Source organism: Olsenella phocaeensis, assembly GCF_900120385.1.
Lineage (GTDB): Bacteria > Actinomycetota > Coriobacteriia > Coriobacteriales > Atopobiaceae > Olsenella_I > Olsenella_I phocaeensis.
Genome location: NZ_LT635494.1, coordinates 692,005 through 706,802, shown reverse-complemented (window position 1 = coordinate 706,802; position 14,798 = coordinate 692,005). Strand labels below are relative to the sequence as shown.

The 14,798-nt window shown below is 66.2% G+C and carries 10 protein-coding genes and 2 pseudogenes; 8 read left to right on the top strand and 4 right to left on the bottom strand.

Going from position 1 to position 14,798, the window contains the following annotated elements; translation table 11 throughout:
* Window positions 1-13: 13 nt before the first annotated feature.
* Window positions 14-1,369, bottom strand: a complete 1,356-nt coding sequence (gene ssnA, locus BQ7388_RS03370) for a putative aminohydrolase SsnA (RefSeq protein ID WP_062529492.1) — start codon at window positions 1,367-1,369, stop codon at window positions 14-16.
* A 454-nt stretch (window positions 1,370-1,823) separates the two neighbouring features.
* On the opposite strand from ssnA, the gene BQ7388_RS03365 reads away from it, so the two are divergent.
* Both BQ7388_RS03365 and BQ7388_RS03360 read left to right on the top strand, forming a co-directional pair.
* Complete coding sequence (locus tag BQ7388_RS03365; RefSeq protein ID WP_062529490.1) at window positions 1,824-2,474, top strand: helix-turn-helix transcriptional regulator; 651 nt, start codon at window positions 1,824-1,826, stop codon at window positions 2,472-2,474.
* Window positions 2,475-2,513: 39 nt separating this feature from the next.
* Complete coding sequence (locus BQ7388_RS03360) at window positions 2,514-3,899, top strand: M20 family metallopeptidase (protein WP_082719454.1); 1,386 nt, start codon at window positions 2,514-2,516, stop codon at window positions 3,897-3,899.
* 338 nt (window positions 3,900-4,237) lie between these two features.
* Here BQ7388_RS03360 and BQ7388_RS03355 read toward each other — a convergent pair whose 3' ends face one another.
* Complete coding sequence (locus BQ7388_RS03355; protein ID WP_129583144.1) at window positions 4,238-5,227, bottom strand: hypothetical protein; 990 nt, start codon at window positions 5,225-5,227, stop codon at window positions 4,238-4,240.
* 629 nt (window positions 5,228-5,856) lie between these two features.
* Here BQ7388_RS03355 and BQ7388_RS11850 point away from each other — a divergent pair.
* The 3 genes and pseudogenes from BQ7388_RS11850 to BQ7388_RS03335 form a co-directional block, all read left to right on the top strand.
* Window positions 5,857-6,318 carry a LytTR family DNA-binding domain-containing protein gene (locus BQ7388_RS11850; RefSeq protein WP_072499779.1) on the top strand — a complete coding sequence of 154 codons (462 nt, stop codon included), beginning with the start codon at window positions 5,857-5,859 and terminating at the stop codon, window positions 6,316-6,318.
* Window positions 6,319-6,347: 29 nt separating this feature from the next.
* Window positions 6,348-6,848, top strand: a complete 501-nt coding sequence (locus BQ7388_RS03345) for a hypothetical protein (RefSeq protein ID WP_072499778.1) — start codon at window positions 6,348-6,350, stop codon at window positions 6,846-6,848.
* Window positions 6,849-7,623: 775 nt separating this feature from the next.
* Window positions 7,624-8,040, top strand: a pseudogene (locus BQ7388_RS03335) (asparaginase); the annotation flags it as partial.
* 307 nt (window positions 8,041-8,347) lie between these two features.
* Here the strand turns inward: BQ7388_RS03335 and ettA are convergent.
* Together ettA and BQ7388_RS03325 are read right to left on the bottom strand one after the other, a co-directional pair.
* Window positions 8,348-10,042 (bottom strand): annotated as a pseudogene (ettA, locus tag BQ7388_RS11845) (energy-dependent translational throttle protein EttA); the annotation flags it as partial.
* 261 nt (window positions 10,043-10,303) lie between these two features.
* A complete protein-coding gene (locus BQ7388_RS03325) occupies window positions 10,304-11,245 on the bottom strand; it encodes a LysR family transcriptional regulator (RefSeq protein ID WP_200781421.1) in 942 nt (313 codons plus the stop codon).
* 77 nt (window positions 11,246-11,322) lie between these two features.
* Here BQ7388_RS03325 and BQ7388_RS03320 point away from each other — a divergent pair, with 77 nt between their 5' ends.
* From BQ7388_RS03320 to BQ7388_RS03310, 3 genes are all read left to right on the top strand, one after another.
* Window positions 11,323-12,327, top strand: a complete 1,005-nt coding sequence (locus tag BQ7388_RS03320; RefSeq protein WP_072499775.1) for a DMT family transporter — start codon at window positions 11,323-11,325, stop codon at window positions 12,325-12,327.
* Window positions 12,328-12,427: 100 nt separating this feature from the next.
* A complete protein-coding gene (locus tag BQ7388_RS03315) occupies window positions 12,428-13,534 on the top strand; it encodes an asparaginase (protein WP_072499774.1) in 1,107 nt (368 codons plus the stop codon).
* Window positions 13,535-13,783: 249 nt separating this feature from the next.
* On the top strand, window positions 13,784-14,798 hold a 1,015-nt coding region (locus tag BQ7388_RS03310), incomplete at its 3' end, for a hypothetical protein (RefSeq protein ID WP_200781420.1).

Below are 14,798 nucleotides of genomic sequence, written 5' to 3'. Positions count from 1 at the left end.
AAGTGCATGCGACTTAGTACTCGCGGCCGTTGAGCTCCCCCCAGAGCTGCTTGGAGGCGGCGAGGATGCGGGCGTTGATGGCCTCCTCGTCCAGGTCGACGAACTCGCGGTCCTTGTAGAGGACGCGACCGTTGATGATGGTCGTGCGGCAGGCCTTGCCCTCGAAGCCGAAGAGGATGTGGCCGTCGATGTTCTCGTCCGAGAAGGGCGTGAAGGGCTTGTAGTCGAAGATCGCGATATCGGCCGCGGCGCCGGGGGCCAGGATGCCGAGGGGCTTGCCCTGGGGCTTGACCGAGAAGTACTTCTCGGCGATGGTGCGGTTGTTCTTGAACAGCATGGCCATGTCCTCGCCCCAGGCGACGTTGGGCATGCAGCTGTTGTGGCGCTGGATCATGATGAAGGTCTTCAGGCTCTCCAGCACGTCATGGGTGTAGGCGTCGGTGCCCATACCCACGGTGATGCCGCGCTTGAAGAACTCGAGCACGGGGGCGCAGCCCACGGCGTTGTTCATGTTGGAGCCGGGGTTGTTCACGATCATGGTCTTGGTCTCGGCGATCACGTCCATGTCGGCGGGCGTGATGTGGATGCAGTGGCCCAGCATGGTCTTCTCGCCCAGGAGGCCGTGGTCGAGGAGGCGGTGCACGGCGGTGCAGCCGTGGTTGCCCAGGCTGTCATAGACGTCGTTCATTCCCTCGCAGACGTGGATGTGGAAGCCGGTGAGGCCGTCGTTGGCCTCGACCATCTTGTCGAGGGTCTTGTCCGAGAGCGTGAACAGGGCATGCCCGCCGAACATGGCGGCGATCATGTCGGAGTCCTGCCCGGCGGCCCAGCGCGCGAACTCGGCGTTCTCGGCGATGGCCTGGTCGCACTTCTCCTCGCCGTCGCGGTCGGAGGTCTCGTAGCAGAGGCAGGCGCGCATGCCTGTCTCCTCCGCAACGTCCTTGATCGCGAAAAGCGACCCGGGAATCTCGAGGAAGCTGGCGTGGTGGTCGAAGATGGTGGTCACGCCGTCGCGGATGCAGTCCAGGATGGTCGCGTACGCGGAGGCGCGGGTGCCCTCCATGTTGAGGTTGCGATCGATCTTCCACCACTGCTGCTCGAGGTTCTCGAGGAAGTTGGTTGGGTTGCAGCCCTTGATGGCCAGGCCGCGGGCGAGGCCGGAATAGATGTGGGTGTGGGCGTTGATGAGTCCCGGCATGATCACCGCGCCACGCGCGTCGAGGAACTCTGCGTCGGGGTACTTGCCCTCGAGCGCGGACCTGTCGCCGACCTCCACGATCTTGGTGCCGTCGACGACGACCGCGCCGTCCTCGAAGTACGGATGCGCCTCGTCACGAGTGATGACCCTACCATTTGCTACGAGCAGCATGAGACCCCTCCCCCTGCTGAGCGCCGCAGATCAGCTACGGCCGGATACTTGTGAGGCGTGGTCCTCTCTTACCACGTCTATATCTGAAAAAATGATAGGTGGAAAAAAGAAAAGTAAGAATCAGTGATGTCGTAGGCGGTCGATATACCACCATCGGCGCGTTGTATTTTTAAATAAATAACGTTTTGCACATGCGAGAGTGACGTCGCACGACGCGATGTGGCCCCATGCAGGCAGGGACCTCCTCGCCCCGGCTGGGACCCCTCCCCGAAAATCCCTAACAATTTGTAAGCTTCATCTATTGAGCACGGCGCGATTCGATATACCATTCGGCTGCCAGACCCGCTCGCGACGCAGGTCGCCAAAGGTCGGCTCTCATAACTCTTTGATAGGCATCCCTGCGACCTCGCAGGGTCGGCGCCCAGCTCGCGGGCGACATCAACGGGAGGTTCCCATGCGTGCACAGGACATCGAGTTCTGCCGCTCCCTCGCACATGGCATCGCGACCCAGTTCGGACCGGGCTGCGAGGTGGTCATCCACGACCTCTCGGCCGACAACCCCTCGAGCACCATCGTCGCCATCGAGAACGGCCATGTGTCGGGCCGTGCGGTGGGAGACGGCCCCTCGCATGTCGTGCTCGAGGCACTGCACGACCGCCGCAACCCCGTCGAGGACCGGCTCGCCTACCTCACCAAGACCGAGGACGGCAAGATCCTGAAGTCGTCCACCATCTTCCTGCGCGGCGAGGACGGCGAGGTGGACGGCATCTTTGCCATCAACTACGACATCACCATGCTCCTTGCCGCACGTCACGAGCTGGAGTCGCTCACCGCCGTCGCCGCGCAGGGTGCGGCAGACCCCGAGCCCATCCCCCAGAGCGTGACCGAACTCCTGGACGAGCTCATCGAGCAGAGCGTGCGGGTCGTGGGCAAGCCCGTCACCCTCATGACCAAGGAGGACAAGGTCAAGGCAATCGGCTTCCTCAACGACTCCGGCGCCTTCCTGGTCACCAAGTCGGGCCAGAAGGTCTGCAACTACTTCGGCATCTCGAAGTACACCCTGTACAGCTACATGGACGAGGCCAAGGCCCAGGCGCAGGGGTAGCCCGGGCTCGAGGCGATCGCCTTCCGGGAGGTGGGCCGCATGGCTCGGGACGTCATGGTTGGAGAAGACAAGGGAGACTTGCTGGCGCAGGTCGCCGGCGCTGGCGCTTATGCGGATGCCAACGCCAGCGCGGACAAGGGCACGGACCGCAGCACGAACGACGTGGTCGGGCTCACCCAGGCGCTCGTGAGGATCGACAGCAGCGACCCTGGCGCCTTCGAGGGCGAAGTCGAGGGCTTCGTACGCGGCTGGCTCGAAAGTCGCATCGGACGGGCGCGCGAGCTTGCCGGCAAGGGCGGGCGCGAGGTACTGGGCCACGTCTTCCTCGAAGAGCTCGAGGCGCTTCCCGGCCGGCCCTGCCTGAGGGCCGTGATTCCCGCCGCGGGTGAGCATGATGCCACGGGCACGGAGGTGACGGGGCTCTCGCCTGACGACGAGGCCACGACCGAAGGCCTGCCGGGGCTCGTCTACTGCTGTCACCAGGACACCGTCGTCCTGGGGGATGGCTGGGACGACGAGACCCCCGCCCTGGGGGCGAGGGTACTTGACGGGCGGCTCTATGGCCGCGGCTCCTGTGACATGAAGGGCGGCCTTGCCTGCGCGATGCTTGCCTTTGGGAGCGCCCTCGACGAGGTCGCGCTGAGGGGACGCCTCCCCCGCCGCCGCATGACGCTGCTCTGCACGGTTGATGAGGAGGACTTCATGCGCGGCATCGAGGCCGCGATCGCCACCGGATGGGTGGGCGGTACCGACTGGGTGCTGGACACGGAGCCAACGGGCGGCAAGGCGCGCATGGCACACAAGGGCCGCAGCTGGTTCGAGCTCGAGCTGCGCGGTGTCACCGCACACGCGAGCACGCCCTGGCGCGGGGCGGACGCCGTCGCCGCTGCCGCCGAGGCGGTCGTGCGCATACGCTCGGCCGTGGCGGCACTGGAGAGGCATCCCGACCTCGGCGCTTCCACCGTGACCTTCGGACAGATAGAGGGTGGCTACCGGCCCTACGTGGTACCCGACGACTGCCATGTGTGGATTGACATGCGGCTCGTGCCTCCTGCGGGCACCGACTCTGCCAGTGGCATCGTGACGGACGCCCTTCGTGCGGCCGAGAGGGCCGTGCCAGGCTGTGTCGGCAGCTACGAGGTGACCGGGGACCGCCCTCCCATCGAGGCAAACCCCCAGTCCGGACTGCTCGCGCTCCTGCAGGAGGCTTCCGCCGAGGTCACGGGGGCCAAGGCGGGCATCGACGTGTTCACCGGCTACACCGATGGCGCCGTCGTGGCGGGAACCTGCGGGAACCGCGACTGCGTCTCTTACGGGCCGGGCGAGCTCGAGATGGCGCACAAGCCCAACGAGTACGTACCGTTGGCGGACCTCGAGCGCGTGCGCGCGGTGCTCTGCGAGCTTGCCAGGCGGGCGCTCTGGTAGCTGCGCGCCTGCGTCGACGAATCCCGCCGCCGCAGGCGCGAAGTGGGTGGCCGTGGTGCCGTCACGTGATCGAAGTGGGTGGCCGTGGTGCCGTCACGTGATCGAAGTGGGTGGCTGAGTTGCCACCGCAGGCCCGAAGTGGGTGCTTCTCTCGCCTGAGAGCCGCATGCAACCACCCACTTCGACCCTCTCGCGCGCCGACGCCGATGTGGGTGGGCGATATGCCGCCGCAAGCCCGAAGTGGGTGGTTCTCTCGCCTTTTCCCGCGTTCCAACCACCCACTTCGAATGTCTTGCGCACCGGGGACGATGTGGGTCCCGTTGCCTTGCAAAACGACGCTAGAAGTGCCTCCTGCGCACGTCGGCGAGAAGCGCGTGCAATTCGCGCTGACGAGCCCTCGTCGAGTCCCCGCACGGCCTATGCCGAAGCCCCAACTGCGTCTCGAGGCCCCACACCAAATCGTCGAAGCGTGCGAGCGAGGCAACCTGGCCGTAGGTTATCGAGTTGACACGCAGTCCCATGGAACGCAGCGCGTTGGCTCGTGCCTGCGTGTTGTCATACTCCTCCCTGCCCCCGTGGTGCTCGAAGCTATCGAACTCCAGGCACAACCCCTGATGCTCGAAGAGCAGGTCGACGTAGACGCGTGAGCGCTGCGCCAGCCCGCGCAGGTGCTCGTCTGGCAGCTCGATGCGTCGATTGACGACAAACGGTGGGAAGCCCCTCCCGCCCAGGCGCTTGGGCATTCCCAGCTCCATGGCAAGGAGCGTCTCCATGGGCGACGCCGACCCGTCCATCACCCAGCGCAGCGCCGAGCGAGCCTTCGCGACGCCCCGCACCCCAGCGCAACGGTCAAGATAGCCGGCGATGCGAGCGACGCTCGTCAGGGGAGGCCGGCTTCCCGCGAGCGTCCTGCCGTCGGGCCCAAAGGCGTAGGTGCCACAGAGTTCGAACCCAAGCTCGACCACTTCCCCTAGAACGTCAAGCGACTCCGCCATCTGTAGAAAGCAAAGCTCCGGCGAGGCGACGAGGACGTCCGGAGAAAGTGCCGCGAACGACCCCTCCGGCAGACTTCTTTTGCAGAGGTGCATGCGCACGTCCGCACAGGGGTGACGCCCGTTGGACGAAGGCACGAGAATGTCGAGCTTTTGCCCGAGCGCGGCATGAAGTGGGTTGCGACCCCTGAGTGCCACTATTGCCCGTCTCACCTCGCGCGCCGACGCAGTCGCGTCTGCCAGGCTCACGTCACAGGCGATGGGCAGACCACCCCCGTCGTGGCGCCTCGTGAGCCAATACGCCCGGGAGCTGTTATGAGAAATGAACGTAAACATGTCGCGAAGGGTACCGTTCGAAACTCGCGCCAAACCCACTCTTGGCTGGCAGGCAGCTGCCGGAGAGTTCGTGCAGCTGCAAGACCCGCAGGTACATGAGGGTGAGAAGGGCGCAAGATCAGCGTTGCGGCCACCCGACGAGCCAAAGTGGCCTCAATAATCCACAAGGCGTCCTCAATTCGGCCGTTAACTTGCACGAAGCTGCCAAATCGGATTCAAAACAGGCAGTCTGCGCCCCGTGCAATCCGAAGGCGGTGCGCTCGATTCACCCGCCACTTATCACGAGCCGCGAGAGGAGTGATGTGGGTGGCTGGGTTGCCACCGCAGGCCCGAAGTGGGTGGTTCTCTCGCCCCGAAGGCTCCCGCAACCACCCACTTCGACCCTCTCGCGCGCCGACGCCGATGTGGGTGGCTGAGTTGCCGCCTCGGGTCCGAAGTGAGTGGTTCTCTCACCTTTTCCCGCGTTCCAACCACCCATTTCGACCCTCTCGCGCGCCAAGCGCATGCCATTGGACACCGGACGGGCAACACGCCACCCGCTTCGTGCAACTTGGCTGCACCAACCATCCACCTCGCCGTCCATCCCATATGCTCGAGATGCGGCAAGGCTAGGACGACACGGAGGGGCGATGAACGTCAGACACATCGAGCGAGAGGGGCAGGACGAAATCGACGTTCTGGTGACGAGCGCACCAGGAGACCAGGACGCCGCCCAGCTGGTAGGCAGGCTCCAATCATTCGGACAGATGGTCGTGGGGTTCGAACCGGGTTCGATTGTTCGCAGGCCGATTCCGCTCGACGAGCTGTTGCTCATCGAGGTACGAGCCAACCTGGTCCTCGTTCGCACCACCGACGGCTCCGAGCTCGAAAGCCCCCTCAGGCTTTACGAGCTGGAGGAGGCCTTGCGGGGAAGCCCCGTCATCCGCGCGTCCAAGCAGGTGCTGGTCAACTTCGACAAGGTCGTCTCGATCAGGCCCGAGCTCAACCGCCGTCTCCTGCTTCGCCTGGAGGGTGGTACGGACGTCCTGGTGACGCGCACCTATGTACCGAACATAAAGAGGCTCCTAGGAAGCAATCCGCGTCGCAGCTAGCGAAGGGTCCAAAGAAAGGCAGGGGAACAATGGGCGAGAAGACACGTCACCATCACAAAGATGTCGGAATCTATGACGAGGAGTCCAAGCGGGGAATCTGGCACATGGCTCTCAGGGGGCTGGCGGCGGGCAGCATGGTGTCCGTGCTGATGCTGCTTGCGGCGTGCGGGACCGAAGCCATCGCGGGGCGTTGGAACCAAGGGTTGAGCTGGTGCGCCTCTGCCATCGCCGCAGGCTTGGCCGGCGGCATCCTGCAACAGCTGTGGTTTGGCTACTCCGTGCTCACCAAGCCCAGCTATCCCGTGCGCGTCGCGGGCTTCGGGCTCAGCTATTACCTCGTGCTGGCGGCGTGCTCCTTCCTTGGCGGGTGGTTCCCGACAGAGAACGCCGGCGCATGGGCGAGCTTCACGTTCCTCTACCTGGTCCTGCTCACGGCCATCACCGCAGGCTTCACGATCGCCTTCCGCGTCCAAGGGGCGTCATACACCCAACGTCTCGAGGCATACCGCAAGCGCAACTCCCGGGAGTAGACACTGCGACCTGTCACGAGAAGCGCGAAGTGGGTGGCTGGATTACCGTCGCGAATGCGAAGTGGGTGACTTGACTGCCACCGCAGGTGCGATGTGGGTGGTCCTCTCACCTGAGAGCCGCGCGCAACCACCCACTTCGGCCCTCTCGCGCGCCGAGGTCGACATGTGTGGTTGGAACGCCGCCGCAGAGCAAGATCCAAGCGAGAACAGCGTGCCGGCACAAGCCCGAGGAGGGGCCGAGCTACCGCTGCGACAAGTGCGGCTGGGTGCCAGAGGACCAGCCCAAGCCGCCCAAGTTCTGCCCTGAGTGCGGCGACGTGTTTGACGAGAACGACAAGGGGCAGGCGCTCCCCGCGCAGGCCTTGGTCCGGGGCCCGGGCCTGCGCGGGCCAACGGTCAGACGGTCTAGCCGGAAAAGACCGCATTTCTCGCAGAATGCTGTCTTTCCACCCTGCCAACAGGCCATTTGCCAAAAATGCCCGCATTCCGTGAGAAATGCGGGCAAGGGGGTGACGGGGGTGTGCGGACCAAATGTTGGACCGACGCTGGACGGCCCAACTCGGGAGGTTCGCATGCACGACAGGAAAACGGTCGCCCTCGCCCTCGAGGCAGTCTCGCCGGGGTTCGGCCTGAGCCAGGCCGCGGAGCTCTCCGGCGCGCGGCCGAGCGCCCGTCGCCTCTACACATCTAGATGCGCTGCCTGGCAGTGGGCAGGGGCGAGCGTGCGGCGGCCACGGACGGGAACGCGACGGCAGCGGGCGTGCCCACACGCCGACCGGACTTCTACCACGAGCTAGACGAGAGGGTCATCGTCCTCAAGCTGACCCCCGAGCTCAGGCCCAGCATCTTCGACCTGCTGCGACGGGACTACGACGCCGTGGTACTGGAGACCTTTGGCATCGGCGGGATACCCGAGTACGACGGGAACGCCTACCAGCGGGCCATCTATGGCTGGGTCGCATCGGGCCGGACGCTGGTCATCACCACCCAGGTGCCCGAGGAGGGGCTCGACCTGGGGGTATACGAGGTCGGTCGAGCATACGCAGACCACCCGGGCATCCTGCGAGCAGATGACATGACCACCGAGGCCCTGGTGGCGAAGACCATGTGGGCCCTCGGCCAGACGCGCGACCAGGACGAGGTGGCGCGCCTCTTCTACGCGCCCGTGAACCACGACCGTACGCTGGGATAGGCGGGCGGACACACGACGGACACCCTGGCGGGCGACGCGAGGGCGATTGGGAGGCAGGACGGGAACCGTCCAGAGGGCTGCTGCACGAAAAGTGCGCACGATTCCTGGTATGCCCTTCGCGTAACTGGGCTTTTGTCGTTTCTCTCCACAATTCGGAGCTTCCATGCGCAGTTTTGCACCACAGCGCGCAATTCCTCAAGTTTACTTGTGTAAACTCAGATGAGACACGACGCAACAGCTGGAGGAACCATGGCCAGGCGCTTCCCGAAGACCAACCACACCCACCCACGTCACCTGAGGGCCGCCGCGTTCTCGGCCGTCGCCGGCCTCTCGCTCGTGGCTGCGCTCGCGATGCCCGCAGCCGCCCTCGCGANCCCAGGCGTGCGATGCGGTCGCGCTGGTAGTCCTCGAAGTTGCCCTCGAACCAGGTCCAGGCGCCGGGGTTCTCGTCCGTGCCCTCCCAGGCCAGGATGTGCGTGGCGATGCGGTCCATGAACCAGCGGTCGTGGCTGGTGATCACCGCGCAGCCCGGGAACTCGAGCAGCGCCTCCTCCAGCGACTCCAGGGTCTCGGTGTCGAGGTCGTTGGTGGGCTCGTCAAGCAGGAGCAGGTTGCCGCCCTGGCGCAGCGTAAGGGCCAGGTTGAGGCGGTTCCTCTCACCGCCAGATAGCACTCCCGAGGGCTTCTGCTGGTCGGTGCCCTTGAAGCCGAAGGCGCTCACGTACGCGCGGCTGGGCACCTCAGTCGTGCCCACCTGGATGAAGTCGTTCCCACCCGAGACGACCTCCCAGACGTTCTTGTCGGGGTCGAGCCCCTCGCGCCCCTGGTCGACGTACGAGAGCTGGACGGTCTCGCCCAGCTCGAGGGTGCCGGAGCTGGGCCGCTCCTGACCCACGATCATCTTGAAGAGCGTGGACTTGCCCACGCCGTTGGGGCCAATGACGCCCACGATGCCGTTGCGGGACAGGCTGAAGCTGAGGTCGTCGATGAGCACTCGGTCGCCGAAGGCCTTGTGCAGATGCTCGACCTCCAGGACCTTGGAGCCCAGGCGCGGGCCCACGGGGATGTGGATGTCGGTGAAGTCGACCTTGGTGGCGCGGCGCGCCTCGGCCTCCATCTGCTCGTAGGCGGCGAGACGGGCCTTGCTCTTCGCCTGGCGGGCCTTCTGGGAGCTGCGCACCCACTCGAGCTCCGACTTCATCTTCTTGGCGCGGCGGGCGTTCTGCTTGGACTCCATCTCGAGGCGGGCGGCCTTGGTCTCGAGGTAGGTGGAGTAGTTGCCCTTGTAGGGATACAGCGTGCCGCGGTCCACCTCGCAGATCCACTCGGCCACGTTGTCAAGGAAGTAGCGGTCGTGGGTGATGGCCAGGACGGCGCCAGGGTAGCCCTTGAGGAACTGCTCGAGCCAGAGGACCGACTCGGCGTCGAGGTGGTTGGTGGGCTCGTCGAGGAGCAGCAGGTCGGGCGCCTCGAGGAGGAGCCTGCAGAGCGCGACGCGCCTGCGCTCGCCGCCCGAGAGGTGGCTCACGTCCTCGTCGGGGTCGGGGCACTGCAGGGCGTCCATGGCCTGGCTGAGCTGGCTGTCGAGGTCCCAGCCGTTGGCGGCGTCGATCTGGTTCTGGAGCTCTCCCATCTCGGCCATGAGGGCGTCGAAGTCCGCGTCGGGGTCGGCCATCTCGTTACCGATCTGGTTGAAGCGGTCGACCTTGGCGATGATGTCGCCGAAGGCCTCGCGAATGTTCTCCCCCACGGTCTTGGACTCGTCCAGCGGCGGCTCCTGCTGCAGGATGCCCACGCTGAAGCCAGGCGCCAGGCGTGCCTCTCCGTTGGAGATCTCTTCCATGCCGGCCATGATCTTGAGCAGCGTGGACTTGCCCATGCCATTGGGGCCCACGACGCCGATCTTCGCGCCGGGATAGAAGCCCATCGTGACGTCATCGAGGATGACCTTCTCGCCAAACGCCTTGCGGACCTTGTACATCTGGTAGACGAACTCTGCCATGGGGACTCCTTGGGTTGGGGGTGGGGACGCGGCCTGCCGGCGCGTGCGCGCGGGACGGCGCATGTCTTTCTTGCGCGACCGCCTGCGGTCGACCGGTCGGTTGCTCGTTCACCATTCTATGTGAGGTCGGCCATCCGGGCGAGAGGGGCGCGGCGCACGGGGGCGCGAGGCCGGCACTGGACGGGCACTGGAAACGGGCTACGGACGAGATCGCGCGCCGCTCTCGCCTGCGGCCACTCGGACCTGCGGAAGCCGCTCGCCTCAACCGCTGCGGTAGTCGAGGTAGCCGAGGAAGCGCTTCGCCGCCAGGGGCAGGCGGTCGAGGTCGCGATAAACCACGTTGATCGAGCGGTGCGCGACCGGGTCGAGCTGCCGCACCGCGACGTGGTAGGGGTTGCGGCGCAGGATGAGCGCGGGAAGGACGGCCAGGCCCAGGCCGCTCTCGACCATGGACATGATCGCGTAGTCGTCGAAGGTGGTGAAGCGGACGCGCGGCGTGAGGCCTGCGCGCGCGAAGACGGAGCGCACCTCCTCGTCGCCCGACTGCTCCAACATGATGAAGGGCTCCTCGCAGAGGCGGGCGAGCGGCACGGGGGCGGAGGTCGTCGCGAGCTCGTGGCCCTCGGGAAGGACGGCTAAGAGCTCGTCATCCTCGAGCCAGCGCGCGCCCAGCGACGCGGGGGCGGGCGCATAGGGCAGGAAGCCCAGGTCGACGCGGCCCTCCTCGCACCAGCGCTCGATTTCGGGGAAGTCGCCCAGGAGCATCTCGTACTCGATGTCGGGGAAGTCCCGCTGGAAGCGCTTGATGATGCGCGGCAGCCAGTGTGTGGCCACGCTCGAGAAGGTGCCGATGCGAACGGTGCCCGTCTCGAGGCCATTGATATCGTCCACCTGCATGCTCAGGCGGCGCGCGCCCTCGCAGACCTCCTCCACGAAGGGCAGGAGTCGCTCGCCTTCGGCGGTGAGGCGCACGCCACCATGGCCTCGCTCGAGCAGGCTCACGCCCCAGGCCCGCTCGAGGTCGGCGACCATGCGACTGACGCCCGACTGCGAGTAGTCGAGCGACCTGGCGGCCCGGGTGATGCTGCCCAGGCGGACGGTCTGGAGAAAGGCCTGGTACTTCTGGATGTTTGACTCCACGGCGACCCCGCTTCCGGCACTCGTCCATGCATCACAAACCTGCATGCCAAACATGATAAACATTCGCTTTTAATATGTTTCGACGCGTGCGAAAGTTTGATGGCTGATTTGTTCGCACGAGCTCGGAGGACCCTTCCACCATGTCGCGAGATTTTGGGAAGTACCTGGCATCGCTTCTGCTCTTTGGGTCCAACGGGATCATAGCCAGCCAGATAGACCTGCCCAGCGGACAGGTCGTCCTCCTGCGCACGCTGCTCGGCTCGCTCGCCCTGTGCGCGGCACTCGGCGCGAGCCTGTGGCGGCGGCGCTCCGGTGCAGATGGTGCCGCGAGCCAGGCCGTGGCACCTCTCGCCTGCCTGGAGCATCCCCGGCAGGCGGCGGCGCTCGCGCTCTCCGGGGCCGCGCTGGGAGTGGGCTGGATCTTCCTCTTTGCGGCGTATCGCCTGGTGGGCGTGGGGGTGGCGTCGCTCGCGTACTACTGCGGGCCGGTCATCGTGATGCTGTTCTCCCCCCTCCTCTTTGGCGAGAGGCTCACTGGTCCCAAGCTCGCGGGCTTTGGCTGCGTGGTCTTGGGGGCCTTTCTCGTGGTCGCGCAGTGCGGCGGCAGCGCGCCCGACCCGCGCGGCCTCGCTCTGGGCGGGGCCTCCGCCCTCATGTACGCGGTGATGGTCGTGTTCTCGAAGCGGGCGCCCGAGGTGGGCGGCATGGAGGCGGCCTGCGTGCAGATGCTGGCGAGCTTCGCCGCGGTCGCCGCCTGGTCGATCCCGACGGGCGGACTCGTGACACCCGGCCAGGTCGCAGGTGCCAACCTGCCGGCCGTGCTCGTGCTGGGACTGGTCAACACCGGGCTGGGCTGCTACCTGTACTTCTCCTCGCTGGGCAGGCTGCCGGTCCAGCGCGTCGCCGTATGCGGATACCTCGAGCCCCTGAGCGCGGTGGCGCTGGGAGCGCTGCTCCTGAGAGAGTCCCTGACCCCCGGCCGCATGCTCGGGGCCGCACTCGTGGTGGGCGGTGCCGCGGCGAGCGAGCTCGTGGGCGGCGCGGCGTTGGGCGGCGCCATCGATGCGATGCGCGACGCAGCTCGTCTGGCGGCGACGCGTGGCAGGCACGCACTCGTCCGCAGGAGGGCGGTGCTCGCGCGGTAGGCCCGTCGCTGGCAGGCGCCAACGACAGCGACGGCGCGTCCCTCTCGCCTTCCGCTACCATGACCCCGTCGGCTTGGCCCAAGACGGGAGCATGCGCGCCATGAAGAGGATCCTGATCGTCGCCACGGGAGGCACCATCGCCTCGCTGCCCCAGGGCGGCGGGCTCTCGCCCGCGCTCAGCGGAGAGGAGCTCGCGGCCTTCGTCCCGCAGCTCGACGACCTCTGCGAGCTCAGCATCGTCCAGCCGATGAACATCGACAGCACCAACATGCGGCCCATGGACTGGCTGCGCATCGCCTCCATGATCGAGGGCGCCTACGACGACTTCGACGGCTTCGTCGTCCTGCACGGCACGGACACCATGGCCTACACCTCTGCGGCGCTGAGCTACCTCGTGCGCGGAAGCAGGAAGCCCATCGTGCTCACGGGATCCCAGCAGCCCATGTCGAACCCCTTCACCGACGCCAAGCTCAACCTGTACCAATCCGTCCTGTATGCCTGCGACGACGGGTCGCGGGACGTGAGCGTGGCGTTCAACGGCAGCGTCATAGCCGGAACGCGGGCGCACAAGCAGCGGACGCTGAGCTTCAACGCCTTCACCAGCGTGAACTACCCTCCCCTGGCCGTCATCAGGTCGGAGCGGATCATACGGCAGGGCGGTGGAGCGAGCGATTGCGCGGCAGTGGGCGGGGACAGGCGTGCGGCAGGCAACTGCCTGGCAGTGGGCAGGGGCGAGCGTGCGGCGGCCACGGACGGGAACGCGACGGCAGCGGGCGTGCCCACACGCCGACCGGACTTCTACCACGAGCTAGACGAGAGGGTCATCGTCCTCAAGCTGACCCCCGAGCTCAGGCCCAGCATCTTCGACCTGCTGCGACGGGACTACGACGCCGTGGTACTGGAGACCTTTGGCATCGGCGGGATACCCGAGTACGACGGGAACGCCTACCAGCGGGCCATCTATGGCTGGGTCGCATCGGGCCGGACGCTGGTCATCACCACCCAGGTGCCCGAGGAGGGGCTCGACCTGGGGGTATACGAGGTCGGTCGAGCATACGCAGACCACCCGGGCATCCTGCGAGCAGATGACATGACCACCGAGGCCCTGGTGGCGAAGACCATGTGGGCCCTCGGCCAGACGCGCGACCAGGACGAGGTGGCGCGCCTCTTCTACGCGCCCGTGAACCACGACCGTACGCTGGGATAGGCGGGCGGGCACACGACGGACACCCTGGCGGGCGACGCGAGGGCGATTGGGAGGCAGGACGGGAACCGTCCAGAGGGCTGCTGCACGAAAAGTGCGCACGATTCCTGGTATGCCCTTCGCGTAACTGGGCTTTTGTCGTTTCTCTCCACAATTCGGAGCTTCCATGCGCAGTTTTGCACCACAGCGCGCAATTCCTCAAGTTTACTTGTGTAAACTCAGATGAGACACGACGCAACAGCTGGAGGAACCATGGCCAGGCGCTTCCCGAAGACCAACCACACCCACCCACGTCACCTGAGGGCCGCCGCGTTCTCGGCCGTCGCCGGCCTCTCGCTCGTGGCTGCGCTCGCGATGCCCGCAGCCGCCCTCGCGACAGGGGGTGCCGGCATCGACAAGAGCGAGACGGTCTACGTCTCTGCGGACAGCAACGGAAACGTACGCGAGACCACGGTGAGGGAGACCCTCAGCAACGACGGGAAGGCGGCAACCCTCCCCGACCGCAGCGACCTGAGCGACATCAAGCCCTCCGACGACAAACAGGGCTTCAGCACCAATGCGGACGGGAGCCTGAGCTGGACGGCAAACGGAAAGAAGGTCTCGTACAGCGGTCGCAGCGACAAGCCGCTGCCGCTGGCCATCAGCGTGAGCTACACGCTGGACGGCAGGCCCATCGAAGCCAGCGAGCTCGCCGGCAAGAGCGGCCACCTCGTCATGCGCTTCGACTACAAGAACGAGTCCTCGGCAACTCGCTCCGTGCAGGGCAGCCAGCGGGAGCTCTTCACGCCCTTCGCTGCCATCACCACCGTCGACCTCGACGAGGACGTGTTCCACGACGTGAAACTCACCAATGGGCGACTGGTTTCGGGCGACACGCCCATGGCGGTAGGCTACGCGCTGCCGGGACTCCAGAGGAGCCTCGACCTAAGCCGAGACCAGATCGAGCTCCCCGAGTACTTCGAGCTCGAGGCTGACGTGACGAACTTCAGCCTGGGCTCCGTGACCACCATCGTCACCCCCAGCCTGCTCTCGGACCTCGACACCAGCAAGATTGACGCGGAAGACAACGGCGAGACCGTCGACCTGCTACGGAGCTCCATGAGCCAGCTGATGAGCGGCTCGGACGAGCTTGCCAGCGCCCTGCAGAAGATCTCGGACGGCAACACCGCGCTCTCGAGAGGCGTCGACGTCTTCCGCGCCGAGGCGGGGCTCCTGCCGCAGGCGACGGGACAGCTCGCCGACGGCGCCAGCAGCCTTGCGCAGGGCG